The sequence below is a fragment of the Bacillus sp. DHT2 genome, assembly GCF_026241455.1.
GTDB lineage: Bacteria > Bacillota > Bacilli > Bacillales > Bacillaceae_G > Bacillus_A > Bacillus_A pseudomycoides.
Genome location: NZ_JAPHWH010000002.1, coordinates 640,558 through 662,019, shown reverse-complemented (window position 1 = coordinate 662,019; position 21,462 = coordinate 640,558). Strand labels below are relative to the sequence as shown.

General features: G+C 35.9%; 27 protein-coding genes and 2 other annotated features. Of the genes, 19 read left to right on the top strand and 8 right to left on the bottom strand.

Features of this window, described 5'->3' with window-relative positions; translation table 11 throughout:
- Positions 1–8: 8 nt before the first annotated feature.
- Positions 9–554 (bottom strand): helix-turn-helix domain-containing protein, encoded by a 546-nt coding sequence (locus ORL93_RS08585; protein WP_003200551.1) that lies wholly within the window; start codon positions 552–554, stop codon positions 9–11.
- Positions 555–711: 157 nt separating this feature from the next.
- Here ORL93_RS08585 and ORL93_RS08580 point away from each other — a divergent pair, with 157 nt between their 5' ends.
- On the top strand, positions 712–1,116 hold the full coding sequence (locus ORL93_RS08580) for a DoxX family protein (protein WP_003200553.1): 405 nt from the start codon (positions 712–714) through the stop codon (positions 1,114–1,116).
- Positions 1,117–1,137: 21 nt separating this feature from the next.
- On the top strand, positions 1,138–1,995 hold the full coding sequence (locus ORL93_RS08575) for a VOC family protein (protein WP_097794452.1): 858 nt from the start codon (positions 1,138–1,140) through the stop codon (positions 1,993–1,995).
- Between the two features lie 22 nt (positions 1,996–2,017).
- Here the strand turns inward: ORL93_RS08575 and ORL93_RS08570 are convergent, their stop codons facing one another.
- Together ORL93_RS08570 and ORL93_RS08565 are read right to left on the bottom strand one after the other, a co-directional pair.
- Positions 2,018–2,329 carry a 4a-hydroxytetrahydrobiopterin dehydratase gene (locus ORL93_RS08570; protein ID WP_265958898.1) on the bottom strand — a complete coding sequence of 104 codons (312 nt, stop codon included), beginning with the start codon at positions 2,327–2,329 and terminating at the stop codon, positions 2,018–2,020.
- Complete coding sequence (locus tag ORL93_RS08565) at positions 2,307–4,064, bottom strand: aromatic amino acid hydroxylase (protein WP_265958860.1); 1,758 nt, start codon at positions 4,062–4,064, stop codon at positions 2,307–2,309. The genes ORL93_RS08570 and ORL93_RS08565 overlap by 23 nt, the downstream gene beginning before the upstream one ends.
- A 162-nt stretch (positions 4,065–4,226) precedes the next feature.
- Positions 4,227–4,454, bottom strand: a binding site (T-box leader).
- A gap of 52 nt (positions 4,455–4,506) precedes the next feature.
- Positions 4,507–4,734, bottom strand: a binding site (T-box leader).
- Between the two features lie 131 nt (positions 4,735–4,865).
- Between ORL93_RS08565 and ORL93_RS08560 the strand changes: the two genes are divergently transcribed.
- Complete coding sequence (locus tag ORL93_RS08560) at positions 4,866–6,104, top strand: TolB family protein (RefSeq protein ID WP_098160989.1); 1,239 nt, start codon at positions 4,866–4,868, stop codon at positions 6,102–6,104.
- A gap of 41 nt (positions 6,105–6,145) precedes the next feature.
- On the opposite strand, the gene ORL93_RS08555 is transcribed toward ORL93_RS08560, so the two are convergent.
- Positions 6,146–6,268 carry a DUF4023 domain-containing protein gene (locus ORL93_RS08555; RefSeq protein ID WP_003200562.1) on the bottom strand — a complete coding sequence of 41 codons (123 nt, stop codon included), beginning with the start codon at positions 6,266–6,268 and terminating at the stop codon, positions 6,146–6,148.
- Positions 6,269–6,742: 474 nt separating this feature from the next.
- Between ORL93_RS08555 and ORL93_RS08550 the strand changes: the two genes are divergently transcribed.
- From ORL93_RS08550 to ORL93_RS08540, 3 genes are all read left to right on the top strand, one after another.
- Complete coding sequence (locus ORL93_RS08550; protein WP_265958859.1) at positions 6,743–7,318, top strand: histidine phosphatase family protein; 576 nt, start codon at positions 6,743–6,745, stop codon at positions 7,316–7,318.
- Positions 7,319–7,870: a hypothetical protein gene (locus ORL93_RS08545; RefSeq protein WP_006095972.1), complete on the top strand. Its 552-nt coding sequence runs from the start codon at positions 7,319–7,321 to the stop codon at positions 7,868–7,870.
- Between the two features lie 260 nt (positions 7,871–8,130).
- Positions 8,131–8,631 (top strand): DoxX family protein, encoded by a 501-nt coding sequence (locus ORL93_RS08540; protein WP_003208549.1) that lies wholly within the window; start codon positions 8,131–8,133, stop codon positions 8,629–8,631.
- Between the two features lie 41 nt (positions 8,632–8,672).
- Here the strand turns inward: ORL93_RS08540 and ORL93_RS08535 are convergent, their stop codons facing one another.
- Positions 8,673–9,545 (bottom strand): alpha/beta fold hydrolase, encoded by an 873-nt coding sequence (locus ORL93_RS08535; protein WP_371388594.1) that lies wholly within the window; start codon positions 9,543–9,545, stop codon positions 8,673–8,675.
- Positions 9,546–9,569: 24 nt separating this feature from the next.
- The gene (locus tag ORL93_RS08530; RefSeq protein WP_097794447.1) at positions 9,570–10,409 is read right to left on the bottom strand and encodes a GNAT family N-acetyltransferase; all 840 of its coding nucleotides are present in this window, start codon (positions 10,407–10,409) and stop codon (positions 9,570–9,572) included.
- A 293-nt stretch (positions 10,410–10,702) separates the two neighbouring features.
- Between ORL93_RS08530 and ORL93_RS08525 the strand changes: the two genes are divergently transcribed.
- Both ORL93_RS08525 and ORL93_RS08520 read left to right on the top strand, forming a co-directional pair.
- Entirely contained in the window at positions 10,703–12,088 is a 1,386-nt protein-coding gene (locus ORL93_RS08525; protein WP_003200574.1) for an alkaline phosphatase, read from the top strand.
- 56 nt (positions 12,089–12,144) lie between these two features.
- The gene (locus ORL93_RS08520; RefSeq protein ID WP_265958856.1) at positions 12,145–12,624 is read left to right on the top strand and encodes a Cif family virulence factor; all 480 of its coding nucleotides are present in this window, start codon (positions 12,145–12,147) and stop codon (positions 12,622–12,624) included.
- Positions 12,625–12,651: 27 nt separating this feature from the next.
- Here the strand turns inward: ORL93_RS08520 and ORL93_RS08515 are convergent, their stop codons facing one another.
- Complete coding sequence (locus ORL93_RS08515; protein ID WP_003200578.1) at positions 12,652–13,302, bottom strand: GTP pyrophosphokinase; 651 nt, start codon at positions 13,300–13,302, stop codon at positions 12,652–12,654.
- Between the two features lie 358 nt (positions 13,303–13,660).
- On the opposite strand from ORL93_RS08515, the gene rpmG reads away from it, so the two are divergent.
- The 3 genes from rpmG to ORL93_RS08500 all read left to right on the top strand — a co-directional run bounded on the left by rpmG (position 13,661) and on the right by ORL93_RS08500 (position 15,737).
- Complete coding sequence (gene rpmG / locus ORL93_RS08510) at positions 13,661–13,810, top strand: 50S ribosomal protein L33 (RefSeq protein ID WP_001265619.1); 150 nt, start codon at positions 13,661–13,663, stop codon at positions 13,808–13,810.
- Positions 13,811–13,931: 121 nt separating this feature from the next.
- Entirely contained in the window at positions 13,932–14,645 is a 714-nt protein-coding gene (sigK, locus tag ORL93_RS08505; RefSeq protein ID WP_016116395.1) for an RNA polymerase sporulation sigma factor SigK, read from the top strand.
- 294 nt (positions 14,646–14,939) lie between these two features.
- On the top strand, positions 14,940–15,737 hold the full coding sequence (locus ORL93_RS08500) for a phosphatidylserine decarboxylase (RefSeq protein ID WP_018782540.1): 798 nt from the start codon (positions 14,940–14,942) through the stop codon (positions 15,735–15,737).
- A gap of 148 nt (positions 15,738–15,885) precedes the next feature.
- On the opposite strand, the gene sda is transcribed toward ORL93_RS08500, so the two are convergent.
- Positions 15,886–16,041 (bottom strand): sporulation histidine kinase inhibitor Sda, encoded by a 156-nt coding sequence (gene sda / locus ORL93_RS08495; protein ID WP_000850094.1) that lies wholly within the window; start codon positions 16,039–16,041, stop codon positions 15,886–15,888.
- A 243-nt stretch (positions 16,042–16,284) separates the two neighbouring features.
- Here sda and ORL93_RS08490 point away from each other — a divergent pair, with 243 nt between their 5' ends.
- The 8 genes from ORL93_RS08490 to ORL93_RS08455 all read left to right on the top strand — a co-directional run bounded on the left by ORL93_RS08490 (position 16,285) and on the right by ORL93_RS08455 (position 21,443).
- A complete protein-coding gene (locus ORL93_RS08490; protein ID WP_003200585.1) occupies positions 16,285–16,797 on the top strand; it encodes a YqeG family HAD IIIA-type phosphatase in 513 nt (170 codons plus the stop codon).
- A 3-nt stretch (positions 16,798–16,800) separates the two neighbouring features.
- Entirely contained in the window at positions 16,801–17,907 is a 1,107-nt protein-coding gene (yqeH, locus tag ORL93_RS08485) for a ribosome biogenesis GTPase YqeH (protein ID WP_003200588.1), read from the top strand.
- A 15-nt stretch (positions 17,908–17,922) separates the two neighbouring features.
- The gene (gene aroE / locus ORL93_RS08480) at positions 17,923–18,756 is read left to right on the top strand and encodes a shikimate dehydrogenase (RefSeq protein WP_018782541.1); all 834 of its coding nucleotides are present in this window, start codon (positions 17,923–17,925) and stop codon (positions 18,754–18,756) included.
- A 4-nt stretch (positions 18,757–18,760) separates the two neighbouring features.
- Positions 18,761–19,051 carry a ribosome assembly RNA-binding protein YhbY gene (gene yhbY / locus ORL93_RS08475; RefSeq protein WP_003200592.1) on the top strand — a complete coding sequence of 97 codons (291 nt, stop codon included), beginning with the start codon at positions 18,761–18,763 and terminating at the stop codon, positions 19,049–19,051.
- A 164-nt stretch (positions 19,052–19,215) separates the two neighbouring features.
- On the top strand, positions 19,216–19,785 hold the full coding sequence (locus ORL93_RS08470; protein WP_003200594.1) for a nicotinate-nucleotide adenylyltransferase: 570 nt from the start codon (positions 19,216–19,218) through the stop codon (positions 19,783–19,785).
- Positions 19,775–20,344 carry a bis(5'-nucleosyl)-tetraphosphatase (symmetrical) YqeK gene (yqeK, locus tag ORL93_RS08465; RefSeq protein ID WP_141556342.1) on the top strand — a complete coding sequence of 190 codons (570 nt, stop codon included), beginning with the start codon at positions 19,775–19,777 and terminating at the stop codon, positions 20,342–20,344. The genes ORL93_RS08470 and yqeK overlap by 11 nt, the downstream gene beginning before the upstream one ends.
- The gene (gene rsfS / locus ORL93_RS08460; protein WP_018765860.1) at positions 20,341–20,694 is read left to right on the top strand and encodes a ribosome silencing factor; all 354 of its coding nucleotides are present in this window, start codon (positions 20,341–20,343) and stop codon (positions 20,692–20,694) included. Before yqeK ends, rsfS begins: the two co-directional genes overlap by 4 nt.
- The gene (locus tag ORL93_RS08455; protein WP_003200600.1) at positions 20,694–21,443 is read left to right on the top strand and encodes a class I SAM-dependent DNA methyltransferase; all 750 of its coding nucleotides are present in this window, start codon (positions 20,694–20,696) and stop codon (positions 21,441–21,443) included. The genes rsfS and ORL93_RS08455 overlap by 1 nt, the downstream gene beginning before the upstream one ends.
- The last annotated feature ends 19 nt before the right edge of the window (positions 21,444–21,462 follow it).

The window sequence follows — 21,462 nt, the reverse complement described above, 5'->3', positions numbered from 1 at the left end:
ATTGCATTTTAATATACACGTTTTCGATTTTCAGCATGGCTCGAGATGAGTAATAATGCGGAGTCTTCGCCAATATTACGCACAATATGTGGCACACATGCACTCCAGGAGAAAGAATCTCCTTCTTCCACAATCGCGATATCTTCTCCGTGCTGTACTTCTAATTTACCGCGCAAAACAAGATGGCATTCTTCACCTTCATGAGCATTTGGTATATTTTCTTTTGGGAATCCAGCTGGGATTTCTACTAAAGATAAACGAAGGCCTCCTTGCTCAGCGACATGTTCAATCCTTTGTTCATCTTTTCCATACACACTGTATTTTCGTTCTTCCTTTTTTACAATTTTCATGTGATCTTTTTGCTCAAGTAATAAATAAGGGAGAGGAACGTTTAAAAATTTGGAAATTGTTTCTAAAGTTGAGATAGATGGAGAAGTTTTATTATTCTCGACCTGGCTCATAAAACCTTTAGAAAGTCCTGTTCCTTCACAAATTTGGGCGATAGTGACGCCTCTGCGCTGACGAATTTCACGTATTGCAGAACCGATATTCATAATAATCAAGCTCCTTTTTGTAGACAACTATTTGTATCATAGCAAAAAAAAACATTTTTTTCTCAAGAAAAATAAATTGACGAATAAAAAAAATTATTGTATGTTTTGTAATGTAAACAAAAGTTTTATATTATAAAACTAAAAAGGAGAGAACAAAATGAATCAACATATTGGTAATTTAATTATTCGTATCGTATTAGGAGTAACGTTTTTTATGCATGGTTTGGCAAAGTTCCAATCAGGCATTGATAATATTGCAGGATGGTTTACAAGCATTGGTTTACCAGGTGCTCTTGCATACGGCGTAGCGACAGTAGAATTAGTTGGTGGTCTGTTATTGATTATCGGTTTAGGTGTACGTTATATTGGATTATTATTCGCACTTATTTTAGTTGGAGCAATTGTAAAAGTAAAATGGTCTGCTGGTTTATTAGGAGATGGAAAGAATCCAGGATACGAATTAGACCTTGCATTGTTGGCAATGGGTCTTTACTTATTCGTTGTTAAAGCTGAAGGTTTTGTAGATAACTTCTTAAAAGCAACTGTATTCAAAAAAGACTAATCGAAATGGGGGCATAACAATATGGACTTTCGACTTCATCCCAGTACAACACTCGGTGCAGTTCATTTATATGTATCGAACTTACAACAATCTCTAGCATTCTATACAGATGTGTTACGATTGAAAGTGGTAAGAGAAGAGGAGCATATCGCTACACTTGGTAATGAAAGTAATGAACCACTTCTTATAATAGAAGAGAAAGAAAATGCTCTTCCAAAACAAAGAAGTCGCACTGGTTTATATCACTTTGCAATCTTACTACCAAGTAGACAAGATTTAGCAAATATTCTTCTTCATCTTGTGCAGAAAGTGTATCCGTTACATGGCGGGGCAGATCATTACTTTAGCGAAGCAATTTATTTAGCTGACCCAGATGGAAATGGAATCGAAATTTATCATGATCGTCAAAGAGAAGTATGGCGTGATGAAAAGGGAGAGCTTCCGTTTGTTAGCAACCCATTAGATGGAGAAGGATTATTACAACAAGGAAATGAGTGGAATGGATTTCCAAACGGAACAGTAATGGGACATATTCATTTACATGCTGCTGATTTAGAAGAAGCAAAACGTTTTTATGTAGATGGGCTTGGATTTGAAGTGACGATTCCAGTCCGAAATGGTGCATTATTTGTTTCAGCAGGTGGCTATCATCACCATATTGGTTTAAATACATGGCAAGGTGAAGGTGTGCCGCCGCAAATGCCAAATTCCGTTGGCTTGAAATATTTCACAATTGTACTAGTAGATGAAAAAGAAAAAGAGCAAGTGTGTGAAAGCTTAAAATATATTGGCGCGATTGCTACGTATAAAGATGGAATAATGCAAGTAGAAGATCCGTTTGGTCACTGTATTCAATTGATTGTAAAAGGAGAAGCCTAAATAAAGGCTTCTCCTTTTTTTACTATCTTATAATTGCTTTTTCATTTTGTAAAAAGAGTTCATTAAACTGTCTTGCTAGCTCGAAATCAAGTTTTGTTAAACCTTTTGCATTCCAGGATGACAAAGTAATAATGACTGCTTTATACTGGATAAGGATAAATGGATGGTGATTGTGTTCTTCTGATAGTTTGGCGGCTTCAGAGACAAATTCGACACCTTTTAAGTAGTCGGAAAACATATATTTTCTCTCAATCCATTTTTCATCTTTCACTGTCCATTTATCTAGCTTTGCAAATTCCTCTTGCACTTCTTCATCTGTTAGTCGTTGCATTATTGTTCACATCCTTTATTGAGAATAGGGCAAGACCATTGCTAATCAAACGTTTTACAGATTCATTTTCTGTAAAAGTAGAAAGTTGTTGTAATAGAGCAGTAGATGCGTCGTGCCCTTTGTTATGCTCTAAAAGTAATTCTAAAATTTCAAGACGAAGCAACCATTCTTTCGTATAGAACTTATTTAGTACCTCTTGAATTGCTACTAATTGTTCCACATGTGAATCTTGTAACACACCTTCATTTCGAATATCACGAACGGTTTGATACATACGATCAAGCTCAGTTAATGTAAGTGGTTCTGGTGTTTCTTCTACTTCTTCAGTCACTTCGAAGAATGCGGCTGCATCGGCTGCGCCTGGGAATACAGAAGTGATTTTTGAACCAACTGCCATGTCAAAAGCTCCCCATGAAGCATCAAATAATAGACGATCTTTGTAAACCACTGTGCAATCTGTAAATGAAATAAGAGCGATTTTTTCATCGTTTTTCATAATATCGGTTACTGTTCCTTTTACATGAACACCGCTTGCAAAGTATAGTTCCGTACGATTACCAATGATAATGCCTAATGCTTGTAACTCCTCATCTGTGCAATCTTCGAGTGAAACATTGCCTTCTAATAAACCAACTGGTGTACCAAATCCATCTTGATGTACAGCTGTAGAATGATTCGGTAGTTGTTTATTGTTTAGTGCTAATGCAGTCGGTGTATTTGTTTTCATGTAAATCACTCTACCTGCATCATTTTGAATCTTTTCTGCAAATGTACCTGTAATTTGTAACCCACTACTTAATTGAGCAGTTGCATTGTTTTCAGAACGAATTGCTTTTTCTAATCCTTCTGCGTCACCTGTTTTAAAAGCCATTGTTTCAGAGAAGTTCTCAAGTGCCTCTGTTAATTCTTCAAATGACTTGCATACAAATAGCTGTGGTTGCATTTTTGTAACATCATAGGTCATTTTTGTACAAGCTTCAATTGAGAATGGGACTTTTTCTACAGCATCTGTTAAACAATGTTTGCTCTCACCGACAGAGGAGAGAAGACCGGCACCGTAAATTTTCGGGTTATTTATATCTCCAATTAAGCCGTACTCGACTGTCCACCAGAAAAGGCGAGAAATTTGTTCCGCTTCTGATAAGCCAGAAACAAGCTTTTGCTTTTCGACAACTTCTTTTTCAGCTGCTGCAACTTCTTCTGGTGTAGAAGTTGGACTTTCTTTCACAATTGTCAAAGTACGCACAGCTTCAAAAGCATCGTGTTCTTCTTTAGTTGAAAATGCTTTTGCTCCAATTTGGCCAAATCGTTTTACATATTTTGCATATGTAGGCTCAAGTAAAATCGGTGCATGTCCAGCTGCTTCGTGAACGATATCAGGAGCTGGAGTATATTCAATGTTTTCCACTTTACGAATATCTGTTGCGATTGGTAATAAACCATGTCCTTGGAAATCAAAGAACGCTACGCCGGGAATAAGGCCGTCAATCGTTACTGCACCCCAACCACTTGGTACTAAGCATTCATTCATTTCTTCAACCTTTGGAATTGCATCTATATTAATACCAGATGATTGTAGTCCGTTAACATAGGCTGGATGAGCAACATCTTTTAAAAAGTTATGGTTTTGTCTCATAATGTAACGCCACACAGCGTGATTAACCGGTGTGTACTGATCGTAATGCTGCGTGGATACAAATGGTTTTAAATGTGATGGAATTTCTGTTTTCTTTGTCATTAATACATCCTCCTTTTTTATCTGTAAAAACTGCTGTGATTACTTTTGGGTATATCACCCCCTTTCAATTATTGTAAGCGCTTATAAAATTTTATCATAAGATTCGGAATTATTTAACATTTGTTTTTGTGAGAAATAGAAAAAGCCCCTATCGGAAAATCCGATAGGGGCGAAGAAATCGCGGTACCACCCTATTTGTAAGTGAAAATCCACCTACTTCTCAGTTACTGATAACGGAAAAATCCGTCTTTTCCTTCATACAAAAATAGCACTACGAAAAAGAAACTCCAGAATTGTAATTCGCACTTGTATATGTACTGATTCGCACCAAACATCAGCTCTCTGAAACAGGGATATAAGTTACTACTGCGATTCTTTCAACGCGTAATATATGAAATTGTTTAAAAGGGGAAGACGCAAAAAAGCCCCTATCGGAAAATCCGAAAGGGACGATAGAAATCGCGGTACCACCCTACTTGTAAACAAAAAATTGTTTACCACTTACTTTAAGATAACGGAAAGATCCGTCTTTCTCTTCATGCATAATCGCACTACGGGAAAGAAGCTCCAGAATTGTAATTCACGCTTGTATATGTACTGATTTGCACCAACCATCAGTTCTCTGAGTCAGGGATATAAGTCGCTACTAGGTTTCCTTCAAAGCCGATATATAATTCATTCAACTAAACTATGTTTTGTATTATAAAACTACATTTGAATAGTTGTCAACAATAATTTTATTTAAATATAGTAGATAAGGGGAACGATAAGTGGGAATTATCTATAGGAGGATAGGAAAAGATGTGGAGAAAAATAATTGTTTTGATTGTCTGTGTTTGCTGCTTATGTGAAGCTGTGCCTACTGTTCAAGCTGAAACAAAAAATATACAAGTAGCTTTTATCCGTAACCATAATCTCTGGATAAAAATCGATGGAAACGAAAAACAAATAACAAAAGGAGAGTATATAACAAAGCCAAAATGGTCACATGATGGAAAATGGATCGCATACGCAAAGGGAGAGGAACAAAATCAGCTTGAATTGTACCGTGTTGCGGATGGAAAAAAAGTTGTTCCGTCTCAGACAGAAGCAACGAATTATCAATGGTCACCGGCAGAGAATATAATTGCATTTGAATTTACAAGCACGTTAAATACATTTGATGCAGAGAAGAAGAATGCAACGTTTGAAAATGTATCATCGGGTGTAGGAGACTATGCATGGTATCCAGACGGAAAGAAATTTCTTGTTTCGTCTGAGGCTCAGTTGCTTCCAACAGGTTGGACAGGAGCGCAGTTATATGAAGTACAAAAGGATGCAGGAATGAATCCGAATAAAATGAAACCCCTGTATACATTACCGAGTATGCAGGAAGATTTCTTAGCTTATATTGCAAGTGATTTCAAGTGGTCTCCAAATCAAAAGTGGATTGCTTTTTTAGCTGTACCAACTGCTTCGTGGTCAGCTGATAGTAATACACTTTGTCTTTTGAAAGCGGACGGAAGTTATTTTGAAAAAGTAGATCAAATGTTATTAAACAGCCAATGGATACAATGGGCTCCATCGAAAAATATATTAGCTTATATTGAAGGAAGTGGAAGATTTACGTTAGAGAATAAACATTTAAAAGTAAAGGAATTACCCGCTCTCCAGCAAGAAAAATTCACTCCAAAAGGATATGTTGATTGGGATTTTACATGGCAGGATAATGAACTTATTACTCTTTCAAGAGCGAAGGCAATGGAATGGTCGAACGAAGAAGAAAAAAGATCATTGCCTTCTTTATACCAAGTAAATATTCAATCAAATCGACAGCGTCAAATTACAACTCCTTCAAAAAAATATGGAGATTACAATCCACTTTATATAAAAAGTGAAAATCAGCTGACATGGATGCGCTCTGACCGTAAAAAGGCAGATATGTGGTTGGCGAATGGAGATGGATCGAAAGCGAAGAAATGGATTGAAAATATTGATGTCCCCCAGTGGTATTATGAAAAATGGAATTGGGAGGAAGTTATTTCTGTAAAAGAAGGTTAAAAAAGGCTGCCTAGAATATTTTTTAGGCAGCTTTTTTATAGTTATTTGTGCGTTTTATTCGGCTTCTTTTTCCCAGGATTTCCATTCCCTTGGCGTTTTCTATTTTGCTCGTCTTTCGCTTGTTTTTCGTGTATTGTGTCTAAAAAATCATTTGAGTTACTCATTGATATATCCTCCTCAGAATTTCGTTTTATCTCTGTTACTATAACCATTTGAGAGGAGAATCATGAATTGGTATTCGGATTAAAAAATGTATAACTCTGTATAGATTTTTCAGCTTTCAAACATTTGTGAATCCCTCCCTAAATATATAAGAATTATAAAGTGAAACTTTAATCAGTGGGGTTTTCTTCATCCCCCACTGATGATTATTAGCCCTCACCAATCGGGCTTTTACGGGCAGTTGATCCCCACCTAACTTCTTTGCTTTCACTGAATTTTGAGGTGGAGGCCTTACTGCCCGTTAATGCGGGATAAAAATGGTTTACATATTTTATTGTAATAATTGCTAATAGGGGTGTCGGGTATTTTTTACAGCATCATTCATAATTGTGATTAAAAATAATGCAAAAGGAATATAGAAGAGAAAGGAGAAAAGATAGAAAGATATATTTATTTTCATAGAAAGGACTAAAACTATGAAACTTATTTTCATAAGGCATGGCGAGGGAACACATACAAAAGATTTACCTATGAGCTTGCAATTAGAGAATCCAGCTTTGACAAAAGAAGGCGAAAAACAAGCATTGTTACTTCAAAGTAGTTTACCACTACAAGAAATCGATGTATTAATAGCGAGTCCTACGCTTCGAACATTACAAACTGCTGCGATATGGAGCTCACAAGTAGTTTGCCGCAAAATAACACATCCTTATATTTCTCCACGTATTTTCCCTTATCGTGAAGGAGCGAGAACATTACCGTGTGACAGGTTGTTAGATACAAAGGTAATTCAAGAGTTATTTCCTAGTTTTTCTTTAAGAGAAAATACAAACGATATGTTATGGAATCAGGGGATAAATACGACTTCAGAGAAGGAATTTCAGAATATAGCAGATGAATTCATCGATTGGTGTTATACATTACATACAGAAAGAATTTGTATCGTTTCACACGATGGAACGATTACAGCATATAGGCAGTATTTACAAAATTTAGTTCTAACCAGAGAGGGTTTTTTAGAAGAAACAGGTGTGTATGAAATAAACTTATGAATGGAGGTTTTTTATTTGAATATTGCGTTAGTAGTTGGCGATAATTCAGATTTAGAAGCACAATCGCTTCGAGCGACGCTTGAGTATTTTGGAGCAAGAGTTATTACATATTGGATTGGTCGACCGCGGGATTTGATGGATGTTCTTTCAGGGAAAAGTTTGTATGAAGATATAGATTATATTATCTTTTGCTTTCATGGTGAAGAAGGGGAATTTGTAATGGAAGAATTAGGGGAAGATGTGTATGAGAAAGATGAGCTGAGAGGAAACTTTGGTGTAACTGAAATTAAACAATATGCAAAATTGCATAACAAGTATATTATCAATAGCGGGTGTACTCTAGGAGATCCAAAACTTGCGACAGCATTTTTAAATAGTGGTGTAAAAGCTTATATAGGCTCAACAGATTATGTGGATGGAAATGCAGCACTTATGTTTACAATGCGTTTATTTTACGGGCTTATTAATCATCAAAAAACAATAGATGATGCATTTCAGGATGCAAAATCATTAGATAACGGGACTCTTACATTTGAATTATATAGAGAATGAAACGTGCTTATCCGAATATAGGATAAGCACGTTTCACATTTACCGCATAATTTTTTTTGCGAAAAATAATGAAAATCATTATCAATTATGGTATGATATTTTCAAGTTTTTTGCAAGGAAATAAAAGCAACTATATAAATGTTAGTTTTTAACATTCTATATAATTGTCACAATTTATTCATAATTAACATTTAAAAAATAAGTAACTAATGTTAAGATATTACCTGTAACTAACTTAATTACATCTTTAGGAGGAAGATATGGTTATTCAATTTTTAAGAGAAAACAAAGCAGTTTCTTTTGTGTTAGCGATTATCCGTGTTTATCTGGGATACACATGGTTGATGGCTGGAATCGGAAAGTTACAAGGAAAGGGATTTGATGCGACAGGTTATTTGCAGGGGGCTATTGAAAAGTCAAAAGGAGCACAACCAGCTGTTCAATCTTGGTGGGCAGCATTCTTACAAGACTTTGCAATTCCGAATGTTGATCTATTTAACACGCTTGTAACATGGGGAGAAATTCTAGTTGGAATAGGTTTAATTGTAGGTTGTTTAACGAAAACAGCTGTCTTTTTTGGTCTTGTAATGAACTTTTCCTATATGTTTAGTGGGTCTCTAGGTGTGAATCCACAAATGGTTATTTTATCTATGTTTGTTTTAGTTGCTGGCATGAATGCTGGAAAACTTGGAATTGATGGTTGGATTGGACCTAAATTACTAGGTTCAAAAACGCAAAAAAGACAGAGGCAAGCTGCTTAATATATGAAACGGGTATCTCAAAGGTGAGATACCCGTTTTTATTACTTTGTCGTTTCGGTTGGATTCTTTTCAAAGAATTCTTTTACATAGCCCATAAATTCTTTTGGTTCTTGGCGGAATGGGGCATGATAACCTTTTTCAATAATATGAAAGGCGCTGTTTTTTAAAAACTGATGATAAGATTCGCCTTCTTTCCATGATACACTACTATCATTTCTGCCCCAAATAATTAAAGTCGGAAGCTTGATTTCACTAGCATTAATCTTAAGGCGTCTAGGCCACATTTTCATTTGGTTATAATGTTCTGTATCATCACGTTTAAATTTCACTTTACTTTCATCATAATTTGTAATTGAAGAAACAGTATTTAAATCAGTTGATAACTGGGGCTTAGGTGAAGCATTTCTGTTCGTTAATGATACAGCTCCTGTAGCGTCCGTTAAAATGAGATGGGTAACTGCATTTGGATATAAGTATGTTAAATTAAGAGAAATTTCTCCACCCATAGAATGACCAAGCACTGCAAATGTATCATATCCTAATTTTTTCATTAACTTATAATAAAGATTGGCATGGTTAGGGAAAGAATATGGAAAATCCATCGGCTTGGAAGAATGGCCAAATCCTAAAACATCAACGGAGATAATCGTATGATCTTTTGCTAAGTCTGCATAAATATCGCTAAATCCGTTGGATGATCCACCAAATCCATGAAGCATAAGTAATGGTGGTTTCTTTTTCCCAATTTGTTTAAAGTAAATAGTTTGTCCATCTATTTCGACCATTTTTTCATCTGTTGTTAACTTTGTTTCAATTGTATTTTTTACCTGTTTTACTGTTTCTACTGGTTTTTCTGCCGCATTACAACCCACTAGCAATGTAAGAGTAAGACAGCTTACTATATAAGATTTCATTCGTTTCAAGCATTTGACCCCTTTCTAACATAACGCTGCATCCATCATAGCAAATAAATGGTCACGATTTCCAGATAGGTGACTTCCATTTTTTATCATAAGGGGTGAAAGCAGTGTTTCTTGAAATCCTTTCGATTCCAAGTGTGCTCGAAATGTACATTGTGAGTGTGGAACATCTATACGTACAGTTCCATTCCAACCTTTGCAAATGGATTGTAATAATTGGATTGCATCTCCCTCATTTTTTGCGATAAGAGGGGTAATGCACAGTACATCCCCTTTTTGGATACATAATGCAAAAGACTCTATCCTGTGGTTTCTTTCAATTTTAAATGTGAGTGCTGCTCTAGCTAGTAATATTGAATAATGGTTTGGACGATGCGTACCTGTTGCGGTTTTATCAAGCTTACTGAGAGAACTAAGATCATCTTGTATAATTTGCTTTAAATGAGAGAGATTCGTAGATGTATTTGTAACAAATTTTTCAAAGCGATGGATTGTTGTAATTGTCGTAAAGCCGTATTTTTGGTACAAGGGCACACCAGCATCTGTTGCGATGAGTATAACTGGGAGAGAAGTAGGCGCTTGTTGCACACAAAAATCGAGTAAAGAATGGCCAAGTCCTTGTTTTTGAAAGTTGGGGTGAACCATTAACATACCGATAGAAGAAAATCCAGATTCGGAAGGGAATACCCCACCAGTAGCAATCAGTTTTTCGTTCTGTGTATAGCCAAATAGACTTCCGATTGACAGGTACATTTCAAATTGATTTCGCATAAATAATTGAGGCTGTAACCATCCAACAGCCTCGCAAAGAGAAATGAGCTGTGAAATACTAGAATTATTTAGTTTTTGTATTTGCATATTGAATCACCACATTTCTAATCTAGTAGAAATATTTTACCATGAAAAAAATGAATACATAGTCATAAACAGAGAGAATGTAAAGCAGTAATTTTTAATTTTGAAAAATCTATACTAGTTTCTTTTCATTTTGTAAAGGTGATAAAGCTTAATGATATAAGACAAAGATATACAAATTATAACTAAAATTTACATTACTTAACAAAATATTTACATATAACTAACTTTTCCTTAATAGTCTTCCTTTAAATTGGGTATAGGGAACTTAATAACGTATTAGGGGGACAAAAAAAGTGAAAAAGTTTATGAAGAAAGCATGGCCATTTGCAGTTGTCACATCGTTAGCACTTACTTCCGTAGTAACGTGGGGCGTAACACGTTCAGATGTAATTAAAGCGGATGGAAAAGCAAGTGATCCAAAAATTAAGAATGTAATTGTTTTAATTGGGGATGGCATGGGACCTTCGTATATGACTGCTCATCGTTATATGAAAGACAATCCAAAGACGTTTGAAATGGAATCGACAGAATTTGATAATCATCTTGTAGGAACACAAAAGACATATCCAGAAGATGAGCATCAAAATATTACAGATTCTGCATCAGCGGCAACAGCGATGTCAGCAGGTGTGAAAACATACAATGCAGCAATCGCGGTTGATAATGATCAAGCAGAAGTGAAAACAGTACTTGAACAAGCAAAAGAGCAAGGGAAATCAACAGGTTTAGTTGCAACTTCTGAAATTACACATGCAACGCCAGCTGCTTTTGGAGCGCATGATATAAGCCGTAAAAATATGGATGCAATTGCAAATGATTACTTTGATGAGAAAATTAATGGGAAACATAAAGTAGATGTTCTTCTTGGTGGTGGCGTGAATAACTTTGTAAGAAAAGATCGGAATCTTACAGAAGAATTTAAGAAGTCTGGTTATAGCTATGTAACAGATCGTGAGCAATTATTAAATGATAAAAGTGATCAAATTCTTGGTTTATTTGCACCAGGTGGCTTAGATAAAATGATCGATCGTAATGAAAAAACACCTTCGTTAGAAGAAATGACAAATGCAGCAATCAATCGTTTAAATAAAAACGATAAAGGTTTCTTCTTAATGGTAGAAGGTAGTCAAATTGACTGGGCTGGCCATGATAATGATGTAGTTGGTGCGATGAGTGAAATGGAAGACTTTGAGAAAGCATTTAAAGCAGCAATTGAATTTGCGAAAAAAGATAAACATACATTAGTGATTGCAACAGCTGACCATTCTACTGGTGGATTCTCTCTTGGTGTAAACGGTGAATATAACTTTAATGCAAATGCGATTAAAGCTGCGAAACGTACACCAGACTTTATGGCAAATGAAATTGCAAAAGGTGCAAATGTAGAAGAAACGTTGAAAAAATACATTGATTTACAATTAACAACAGAAGAAATTAAATCCGTGAATGACATTGCTCCATCAAAAGATGTAACGAAAATTGATAATGCGATTGAAGAAATCTTCAATAAACGTTCATTTACAGGCTGGACAACAGGTGGACATACGGGTGAAGATGTGAACGTATATGCATTTGGACCAGGTAAATATCTATTCTCTGGCGTTCAAGAAAATACAAATTTAGCAAAACGTGTCTTCGATATTGTTGGTGGCGGTGACCCTAATAAAGGCAGACGCTAATTGTGAAGGAAAGCGAGGCATTTCGCCACGTTTTTTCTTTTTTGGAGGAATAAAGGATGCAAAACTTTGTTAAGAAAATAGGGGCTTCTGCTCTAGCTGGGTTATTATTAATGGGTTGTCAATTTCAGCAAGAAACGAAGCAAAAAGATATAGAAAAAAAAGAGGTAACGGTAAAACCAGAAACGAAGGTACATGTAACACCAGAAGAAGAGAAAGAAATTCGGAATGTAATAGAGACGTTTGTGCAGACGACAAACGAAAAAAATTTCGATCAACATATGGCTTTGTTTTCGGGCAAAATTGTTGGCGCCGAAGACTTACGAACACAAAAAGAAGCGGCGTTTCAACGAGAAAATAAGAGAATTGAGTTGAATCGTGTTCAAGTGAAAAGTTCAAAAGGCGATTTTGCCATTGTTGAAACAGAAGAAAAAGAAATAGATGGTGGAAGCTCTCTTCAGAAAAAGATCCGGTATGCGCTAGGAAAAGAAGATGAGCATTGGAAAATTGAAGAAGTCCGGACGGTAGAAAAGAAATAAAAAGGTTCTCTTATTAGGAGAACCTTTTTATAATGGTAGTAAAATTTGATTTGAACATGCTTCAATCTCATCAATATCTTGGCGGATGGTTGCCATTTTATTATCAAGCTCTTCAGCTTTCATGGCAGCATCGTGGAGTTCATCTTTTAAATAATCGGGGATATTCCCCTCATATTTATAGTAGAGTTTATGCTCTAAACTTGCCCAGAAGTCCATAGCGAGTGTACGTAATTGAATTTCTGCAAAAACTTCTTTTGTACCAGAATTTAGCGCTAGTGGATACTTAATAATCATATGCAAACTTTTATAGCCGTTTTGCTTTGGATTAGCAATGTAATCTTTTACTTCTACAATTTCCATGTCTTCACGATTTTCAATGACTTGTTTTAAGTGATAAATATCTTCCACAAAGCAACATGTAATCCGGATGCCGATAATATCTTGCAAATGTGTTTGCGCATTTGCAATCGTTGGTGCTAAATTTTTGCGTTCGAGTTTTTTTACGATGCTTTCAGGCTGTTTCAATCTTGTTTTTATATGTTCAAACGGGTTGTAGTCCTCTAAGAATTGAGCTTCCCGGTTCATAATTTCGAATTTTGTTTTTAACTCTTCTAAAGCGAATGTATAAGGTAATACAAATGCTTTCCAATAGTTAACAGTTGATTGATTATATTTCATTTATATACACACCTTTTCATATTTGCAAATAAGGTTGCTTATTATACTAAATACCAAATCATATAAGCGCATGCTGCAAATGATGAGATCATAAAACGGTATTTTGCTTTCATTTGTTTTTAACTCCTTTCTAATTAGCTTTCATATATCAATAAATTGGATTGTTAATAAATTGATTATGTACAATTCTAATAGTAATGGATTGATGTGAATTTCGTATGAACTAATTGTTTCAGTTTTTTGTCTTTTTAGAATGATTGTTAAAAGGGTGAATTGACAAAAAGAATAATAGCATTTATTATATAAATCGTAATCATTACGTTTTAGTCGCGATCTTTGGAGAAAAGGAGGTCTACATATGCGTGTAAACATTACATTAGCTTGTACAGAATGCGGTGATCGTAATTATATTACGAAGAAGAATAAGCGAAATAATCCGGAGCGTATTGAACTGAAAAAATATTGTCCACGATTAAAGCGAGTAACATTGCATCGTGAAACGAAGTAAAACAGCTAGAGAAATCTTGCTGTTTTTTTATGCATTTCTATTCTTAAGTAGGTACAGACACAAACACCCCCCCGCCCACATACATATAGTAAAGACCACTATTTTGGCGGAGGTGAAGGGTTTGAGTCTATTCGCCGCAATTGGATACATGATTCGCGAAGTGTTTGTATTTGTTTCTTATGTTAAAAACAATGCGTTCCCACAGCCATTGTCACCAGACGATGAAAAGAAGTACTTAGAGCTGATGGAGCAAGGTGATGCTCATGCGAGAAATCTTTTAATTGAACATAATTTACGGCTTGTGGCTCATATTGTTAAGAAATTTGAAAACACAGGTGAGGATTCGGAAGATTTAATTTCTATCGGAACGATTGGGCTCATTAAGGCAATTGAGAGTTATTCAGCGGGGAAAGGAACGAAGCTGGCGACATATGCAGCTCGTTGTATTGAAAATGAAATTTTAATGCATTTGCGTGTACTGAAGAAAACAAAGAAAGATGTTTCACTTCATGACCCGATTGGACAGGACAAGGAAGGAAATGAAATATCACTTATCGATATTTTAAAATCCGAATCCGAAGATGTAATTGATATGATCCAGCTTAGCATGGAATTAGAAAAAATTAAGGAATATATCGATATTTTAGATGAACGAGAGAAAGAAGTGATTGTAAAAAGGTTTGGACTTGGTCTTGATAAAGAAAAAACGCAGCGGGAAATTGCGAAAGCGCTAGGCATTTCAAGAAGTTACGTGTCCCGGATTGAGAAGCGAGCGCTGATGAAAATGTTTCATGAATTTGTTCGTGCGGAGAAGGAAAAGAAGGGAAAAGCGTAAAGGTGTGTGGTACGGTTGCAGCTCGAGTGCAGCCGTTTTTTCTTTTGATGAAAAGGGAATAAAACAAGAAACTCTAAGAAGAAATATACGTTCACTGTTGAAAATGACGGGTTCTATCTGTAATATTAGAAGGTGCTAACGAATTTAAGAATGAAATAGTACTTGTTTTTTCTTTTTATATGACTGGCTCGATGTATGATAAGTGAATATAAAAACCACTTTCTGATATAGAAAGAAAAGAAGGGAAAGCTAAACTTAATTGTTACATTAAGACTTATTAGGAGGTTTCGCGGTTTGCGACGTACATTATATCGACTCATGATCGAACTTACAAACGGGCGTTTTACTTCTTATATATTACGTAAATTTGCACAGTCTCGCTTAAGTTCCATTATTATTTCATCTTATGCAAAAGCATTTCAATTGAATCAGGATGAGATGGAGAAGGACTTAAAGGAATACCAGACGCTGCATGAATTATTTACACGTAAGTTGAAAGAAGGAAAACGAGAAATAGATGCAGCGGCATCAAGTATTGTTAGTCCTGTTGATGGGGTATCTGCTGATCATGGCCCTATTGAAGAAACGAAAACATTTGATATTAAAGGCAAGCGGTATTCGCTTGTGGATATGCTAGGTAATGAAGAGCGAGCAAGACGCTATGCCGGCGGTACATATATGGTTATTTATTTAAGTCCAAGTCATTATCATCGCATTCATAGCCCGCTCTCAGGTGCTGTGACAGAGAGAGTTGTACTTGGAAGAAAATCATATCCAGTAAACGCAGCAGGAATGAAATATGGAAAAGAACCATTGTCAAAGAACTATCGTTCTGTCACAGAGGTCGATAGTGAAGGACAACATATGGCGCTTGTAAAAGTAGGAGCTATGTTTGTAAATAGTATTGAGCTTCTTCATGAAAGAAATACTGTTCAAAAAGGTGAAGAGATGGCATACTTTACATTTGGTTCAACAGTCGTGTTACTGTTTGAAAAAGGAATGGTTGAAGTTGTTTCAACATTAACGAGTGGCCAAGAACTTCACGTTGGTGAAAAAATCGCAACGCGCTTATCTAATGGTAACGGGCAGTAAAAGTTTTATCACAAACTTGTGAGGACACCAAGAAGTTAGATGGACTTATGTGATGAGTGAAAAGTTCCCACGGATGGAAGTTTCATTTTATAAAAGAGCCATCTTGAGGATGGCTCTTTTTACAGGCGAAGCAGTAATCTATATGTACTCAAGACGATTTGACAAGCTTGTCCTCTAATGATCGCCGGATGATTTCTTGTTTTATAAGTAAAATGAAGTCAGGATTTAATTTTAGTTCTTTTGCTTTATAATAAGACTCAGTGAGTAACTCAGTAGATAACTGTTCCATATGTTTCGTTTTCAAGGTGAGTCACCTCCGATAATAAGGATAGGTTCTTTGTTGCATCTACTGTATCAAAAAAATATGATAGTCACAAACGACTGGTTATCCACATATCACCGTGGATAAGGTGTGTATGAGTTGTTGATAAATTTTGAATTAACTGAAATATCGATGTGGAAAATGTGTACAATGTTATCCACAAGCTCGCTATCGAAAAATGTTGTCGAAAAATTTTAAGAAAACTCCTCAAAGAGGTGAAAGAAATTGAAATTATTTTTACCTAATGAATACGTAAAAAACGTATATCATGTTCAACCGGAAGATTTAAAAAAACGCGGGATCAAAGGTATTATTACTGATTTAGATAATACTTTAATTGAATGGGATCGCCCGAATGCAACGCCTAAGCTTGAGCAATGGTTTTTAAAAATGAAAGAGCAAGGCATTCAAGTAACGGTTGTTTCAAATAATAATGAGCAACGTGTAAAGGATTTTGCAGATCCACTTGGCATTCCTTTTATCCATAGCGCACGTAAACCATTTGTTCGTGCTTTTAAACGTGCGATACAAGAAATGAATTTAAAAGCGGATGAAGTAGTTGTTATTGGGGACCAATTGTTAACGGATGTATTAGGCGGGAATCGCGTTGGTTTATATACAATTTTAGTCGTGCCAGTGGCACAAACAGATGGACTAGTAACGCGCTTTAATCGAAAAATTGAACGAAGAATTATGAGCAATATGAAGAAAAAAGGTTTAATTAACTGGGAGGAATAAAGTTTGACTGAAACAATTAAATGTATTGGTTGCGGTGTAGAAATTCAAACAGAAAATAAAAATGGGGTTGGATATGCACCAACTTCATCTTTAGAAAAAGAACAGGTGATTTGTCAACGTTGTTTCCGTTTAAAGAACTATAATGAAATTCAAGATGTGTCTTTAACAGATGATGATTTCTTGCGCATTTTAAATGGAATTGGACAATCAGACGCGCTTGTTGTCAAAATTGTAGATATTTTTGACTTCAATGGTAGTTGGTTACCAGGCTTACATCGTTTTGTAGGGAACAACAAAGTATTGCTTGTTGGAAACAAATCGGATTTAATTCCAAAGTCAGTAAAGCATGATAAAGTAAAACATTGGATGCGTTATAGTGCAAAGCAACTGGGCTTAAAACCAGAAGATGTCTTTTTAATTAGTGCAGCAAAAGGACAAGGTATTCGCGAGCTTGCTGAGGCGATTGAACAGTACCGCGGTGGTAAGGATGTATACGTTGTAGGGTGTACAAATGTTGGGAAATCTACATTTATTAATCGCATGATTAAAGAATTTAGTGAAGAAACTGAGAATGTGATTACAACGTCTCATTTTCCAGGAACAACACTTGATTTAATTGACATTCCATTAGATGAAACATCTTCTTTATATGATACACCAGGTATTATTAATCACCACCAAATGGCACATTACGTTGGAAAGCAAAGCTTAAAGCTTATTACACCAACGAAGGAAATTAAGCCAATGGTATTCCAATTAAACGAAGAACAAACATTATTCTTCGGGGGATTAGCACGTTTTGATTATATTAGTGGTGGTCGTCGTGCGTTCACTTGTCATTTATCAAATCGTCTACCAATTCATCGTACAAAACTTGAAAAAGCAGATGAATTGTATGAAAAACATGCTGGGGAGTTATTAAATCCACCAACTCCAGAAGAACTAGAAAATATGCCTGGGCTTGTGAAATATGAATTTAATATTCGTGAGCCCAAAACAGATGTTGTATTCTCTGGATTAGGATGGGTGACTGTAAATGAGCCAGGTGCAAAAATCGTTGCTCATGTACCAAAAGGAGTTAGTGTTTCATTACGTAAATCTTTAATTTAATATGGAGAGGGATTTATGAAACAATTATATGGTGTAATCGGGAATCCAATTGGACATTCATTGTCACCGCTCATGCATAACGATGCATTTGAACACTTGAATATAGATGCTCATTATCATGCGTTTCTTGTAGAAGAAGAAACATTAGGGGAAGCAGTGAAAGGGTTAAAGGCGTTAGGAGTTTCAGGATTTAATGTCACGACTCCACATAAAGTTTCAATTATGAAATACTTGGATGAAATTGATCCGTTAGCAAAGCAAATTGGTGCTGTGAATACGGTAGTTCATAGAGATGGAAAACTAATTGGTTATAATACAGATGGAATTGGTTATGTTCGTTCATTACAATCGATTAGTAAAGAGCCGCTTTATCAAAAGCGTATTTTATTACTCGGTGCAGGTGGAGCGTGCCGTGCTATCTATTTTTCGCTTGCAGACGCAGGTGTAAAGGAAATTGATATTGCCAATCGAACAGTGGAAAAGGCAAATCATCTTCTCTCTGGATGCCAAGCAAAGATTACATCGCAAGCTCTTTCATTAGAGCGAGCAACTGAAGAACAAGGGAATTATGATATTATCATTCATACAACAACGATAGGAATGCATCCGCATATCCAAAATACACCGTTGCAAATTCGATCTTTGAAACAAGGGACGATTGTCTCGGATATTATTTATAATCCATTTGAGACAAAGCTTCTGCAAGATGCGAAAGCTAAAGGAGCGATCGTACAGAATGGAATAGATATGTTTGTTTATCAAGGAGCACTTGCATTTGAATTGTGGACAGGACGTATGCCGAATATCGAAAAAATGAAACAATTAGTAATGAGAAAGCTTGGAGGCTAACTATATGTTAACAGGAAAACAAAAAAGATTTTTACGTGCAAAAGCACATCACTTAACACCGATTTTTCAAGTTGGAAAAGGTGGCGTAAATGAAAATATGGTAAAACAAATTGCAGAGGCGTTAGAAGCTCGTGAGTTATTCAAAGTGAGCGTACTACAAAACTGTGAATTTGATCGTCGTGAAGTTGCAGAAGAATTGGCTAAAGGTGCGAGAGCTGAAATTGTCCAAGTAATTGGAAGCACAATTGTTTTATATAAAGAATCAAGAGAAAATAAACAAATCAAACTTCCATAATAGCAAGTTTACTGTGCTCAGGATGTGTATATGTCGTTTCCATAGCATATGCTTGCTATGTTCGGGATAATAGGGTTTAGACCAATTGAGCTTTTACAGGCAGTAATCTCTCCGCATGTTGTTTCGGAAAGATTACTGCTTGTGAATTAAAGGGGGCGTTTCATTTGAAAAAAATCGGAATCATTGGCGGCACGTTTGATCCGCCTCATTATGGACATTTGCTGATTGCAAATGAGGTATATGATGCACTCGCGCTTGATGAAATATGGTTTTTGCCGAATCAAATTCCACCTCATAAACAAGATCGTAGTATTACAAGTGTAGAAAATCGATTGAACATGCTAGAGTTAGCAATTGAGCAAGAGGAGTATTTCTCGGTTTGTTTAGAAGAGTTAAGAAGAGAAGGTCCATCCTATACATATGACACTATGTTACAATTAACTAAGAAGCATCCGGATGCGCAGTTTCATTTTATTATTGGCGGAGATATGGTGGAGTATTTACCAAAATGGTATAACATCGAGAAATTACTTCAACTTGTAACTTTTGTTGGGGTTGCAAGACCGGGGTATACATTAAATACACCTTATGAAATCGTCACAGTAGAAATTCCGGAATTTGCTGTTTCGTCTTCCTTGTTACGTGAGAGATATAAAGAGAAGAAAACGTGCAAATATTTGCTTCCAGAACAAGTACAGGTATATATCGAGAGGAATGGGTTGTATGAATCGTGAGAAAGCACTTGAGATTGTAAAACAACAAATGCATGAAAAACGTTATATACATACAATTGGTGTAATGGAAACGGCAATTGAACTTGCTAAGCTATATGGCGTGGATGAGAAAAAAGCAGAAATGGCTGCTATATTTCATGATTATGCAAAATGTAGACCGATTCAAGAGATGGAAGACATTATTAAGCAGGAAGAGTTGCCAAAAGATTTACTTCACTACAACAAAGAGTTATGGCATGCACCAGTTGGGGCATACTTAGTAGAAAAAGAAGTCGGCATTACGGACTCTGAAATTCTGCAAGCTATTACATATCATACAAGCGGTCATGAAGAGATGACAATGCTTGATAAAGTTATTTATGTGGCAGATTATATTGAACCTGGACGCAAATTTCCAGGTGTGGAAGAAGCACGGGAATTAGCACAGGAAGATATAAATAAAGCTTTATTATTTGCATTAAAACGTACGATTCAATTTTTAATGGAAAAGGATCAAACGATCTATCCGTTAACATTTCAAACATACAATGCGGTACTGAAGGAGGAAATTACTGAATGAAAGATAAAGAGTTATTAGTATTAGCAGCAAAAGCAGCTGATGATAAAAGAGCAGAAGATATGGTTGTACTAAACATGCAAGGAATTTCACCAATTGCAGATTATTTTATTATTTGTCACGGGAATTCTGATAAGCAAGTACAAGCAATTGCACGTGAAATTAAAGCGAAGGCACATGAATTCCAAATCGACGTACAACGTATGGAAGGCTTCGATGAAGCGCGTTGGGTTCTAGTGGACCTTGGTGATGTAGTTGCGCATGTATTCCATAAAGATGAGCGTGATCATTATAATTTAGAGCGTCTATGGGGCGATGTGCCACGTGAAGATATTACAGAAGAGTTAAGCTAATGAGATATGAGCAATTTGCATTGTTGTATGATGAACTCATGAATGATGTCCCATATGATAAATGGGTAGAATTCACAGAGGAAAGCTTACAGCAGGCAGGCATGAAAGAGGCGAAGATTCTTGATGTAGCGTGCGGGACTGGGAATGTAACACTTCCGCTTGTGCGAAAAGGTTATGACATGATTGGTGTCGATCTTTCAGAAGAAATGCTAACAGTTGCCCAGCAAAAGCTAGGGGGAGAAGGGTATTTTATTCCTTTTTATCAACAGGATATGAGAGAACTGGATGTTCCTGGTGAATTTGATTGTGTGACAATCTTTTGTGATTCATTAAATTATGTATTGCAAGAAGAGGGGATACAAGAAACATTCAGACGAGTATTTCACCATTTGCGTCAAGATGGTCTGTTCTTATTTGATGTACACTCTTTATATAAAATTTATCATGTCTTTCAAAATGAAACGTACACAGTCAATGGGGAAGAGATAGCTCTCATTTGGAACTGCTTCCCTGGCGAAGAATCAGATAGTGTAGAACATGACTTGTCATTCTTTGTACAGGATCCAGAGGAAGGCGTATATCATCGCTTTGATGAATGTCATATGCAACGTGCCTATTCAGTTGAATTGTTAACAAAATGGCTTGAAGAAGCTGGATTTACAGTACTTCGTGTAACGGGTGATTTTGAACGAATGGAAGTAACTGAACAAACGGAACGTATCTTTTTTATGGCGAAAAAAAATGGATAAAAAAAAGCAACCGATTAGG

Coding starts and splice junctions, on each gene's coding strand:
- ORL93_RS08580 (WP_003200553.1), top strand. CDS start 712: ATGAATCAACATATTGGTAATTTAATTATTCGTATCGTATTAGGAGTA.
- ORL93_RS08560 (WP_098160989.1), top strand. CDS start 4,866: ATGTGGAGAAAAATAATTGTTTTGATTGTCTGTGTTTGCTGCTTATGT.
- ORL93_RS08520 (WP_265958856.1), top strand. CDS start 12,145: ATGCAAAACTTTGTTAAGAAAATAGGGGCTTCTGCTCTAGCTGGGTTA.
- ORL93_RS08540 (WP_003208549.1), top strand. CDS start 8,131: ATGGTTATTCAATTTTTAAGAGAAAACAAAGCAGTTTCTTTTGTGTTA.
- ORL93_RS08575 (WP_097794452.1), top strand. CDS start 1,138: ATGGACTTTCGACTTCATCCCAGTACAACACTCGGTGCAGTTCATTTA.
- rsfS (WP_018765860.1), top strand. CDS start 20,341: ATGAAAGATAAAGAGTTATTAGTATTAGCAGCAAAAGCAGCTGATGAT.
- rpmG (WP_001265619.1), top strand. CDS start 13,661: ATGCGTGTAAACATTACATTAGCTTGTACAGAATGCGGTGATCGTAAT.
- yqeK (WP_141556342.1), top strand. CDS start 19,775: ATGAATCGTGAGAAAGCACTTGAGATTGTAAAACAACAAATGCATGAA.
- ORL93_RS08545 (WP_006095972.1), top strand. CDS start 7,319: ATGGAGGTTTTTTATTTGAATATTGCGTTAGTAGTTGGCGATAATTCA.
- aroE (WP_018782541.1), top strand. CDS start 17,923: ATGAAACAATTATATGGTGTAATCGGGAATCCAATTGGACATTCATTG.
- ORL93_RS08455 (WP_003200600.1), top strand. CDS start 20,694: ATGAGATATGAGCAATTTGCATTGTTGTATGATGAACTCATGAATGAT.
- ORL93_RS08550 (WP_265958859.1), top strand. CDS start 6,743: ATGAAACTTATTTTCATAAGGCATGGCGAGGGAACACATACAAAAGAT.
- ORL93_RS08555 (WP_003200562.1), bottom strand. CDS start 6,268: ATGAGTAACTCAAATGATTTTTTAGACACAATACACGAAAAACAAGCG.
- ORL93_RS08515 (WP_003200578.1), bottom strand. CDS start 13,302: ATGAAATATAATCAATCAACTGTTAACTATTGGAAAGCATTTGTATTA.
- ORL93_RS08565 (WP_265958860.1), bottom strand. CDS start 4,064: ATGACAAAGAAAACAGAAATTCCATCACATTTAAAACCATTTGTATCC.
- ORL93_RS08585 (WP_003200551.1), bottom strand. CDS start 554: ATGAATATCGGTTCTGCAATACGTGAAATTCGTCAGCGCAGAGGCGTC.
- ORL93_RS08535 (WP_371388594.1), bottom strand. CDS start 9,545: ATGAAATCTTATATAGTAAGCTGTCTTACTCTTACATTGCTAGTGGGT.
- ORL93_RS08530 (WP_097794447.1), bottom strand. CDS start 10,409: ATGCAAATACAAAAACTAAATAATTCTAGTATTTCACAGCTCATTTCT.
- yhbY (WP_003200592.1), top strand. CDS start 18,761: ATGTTAACAGGAAAACAAAAAAGATTTTTACGTGCAAAAGCACATCAC.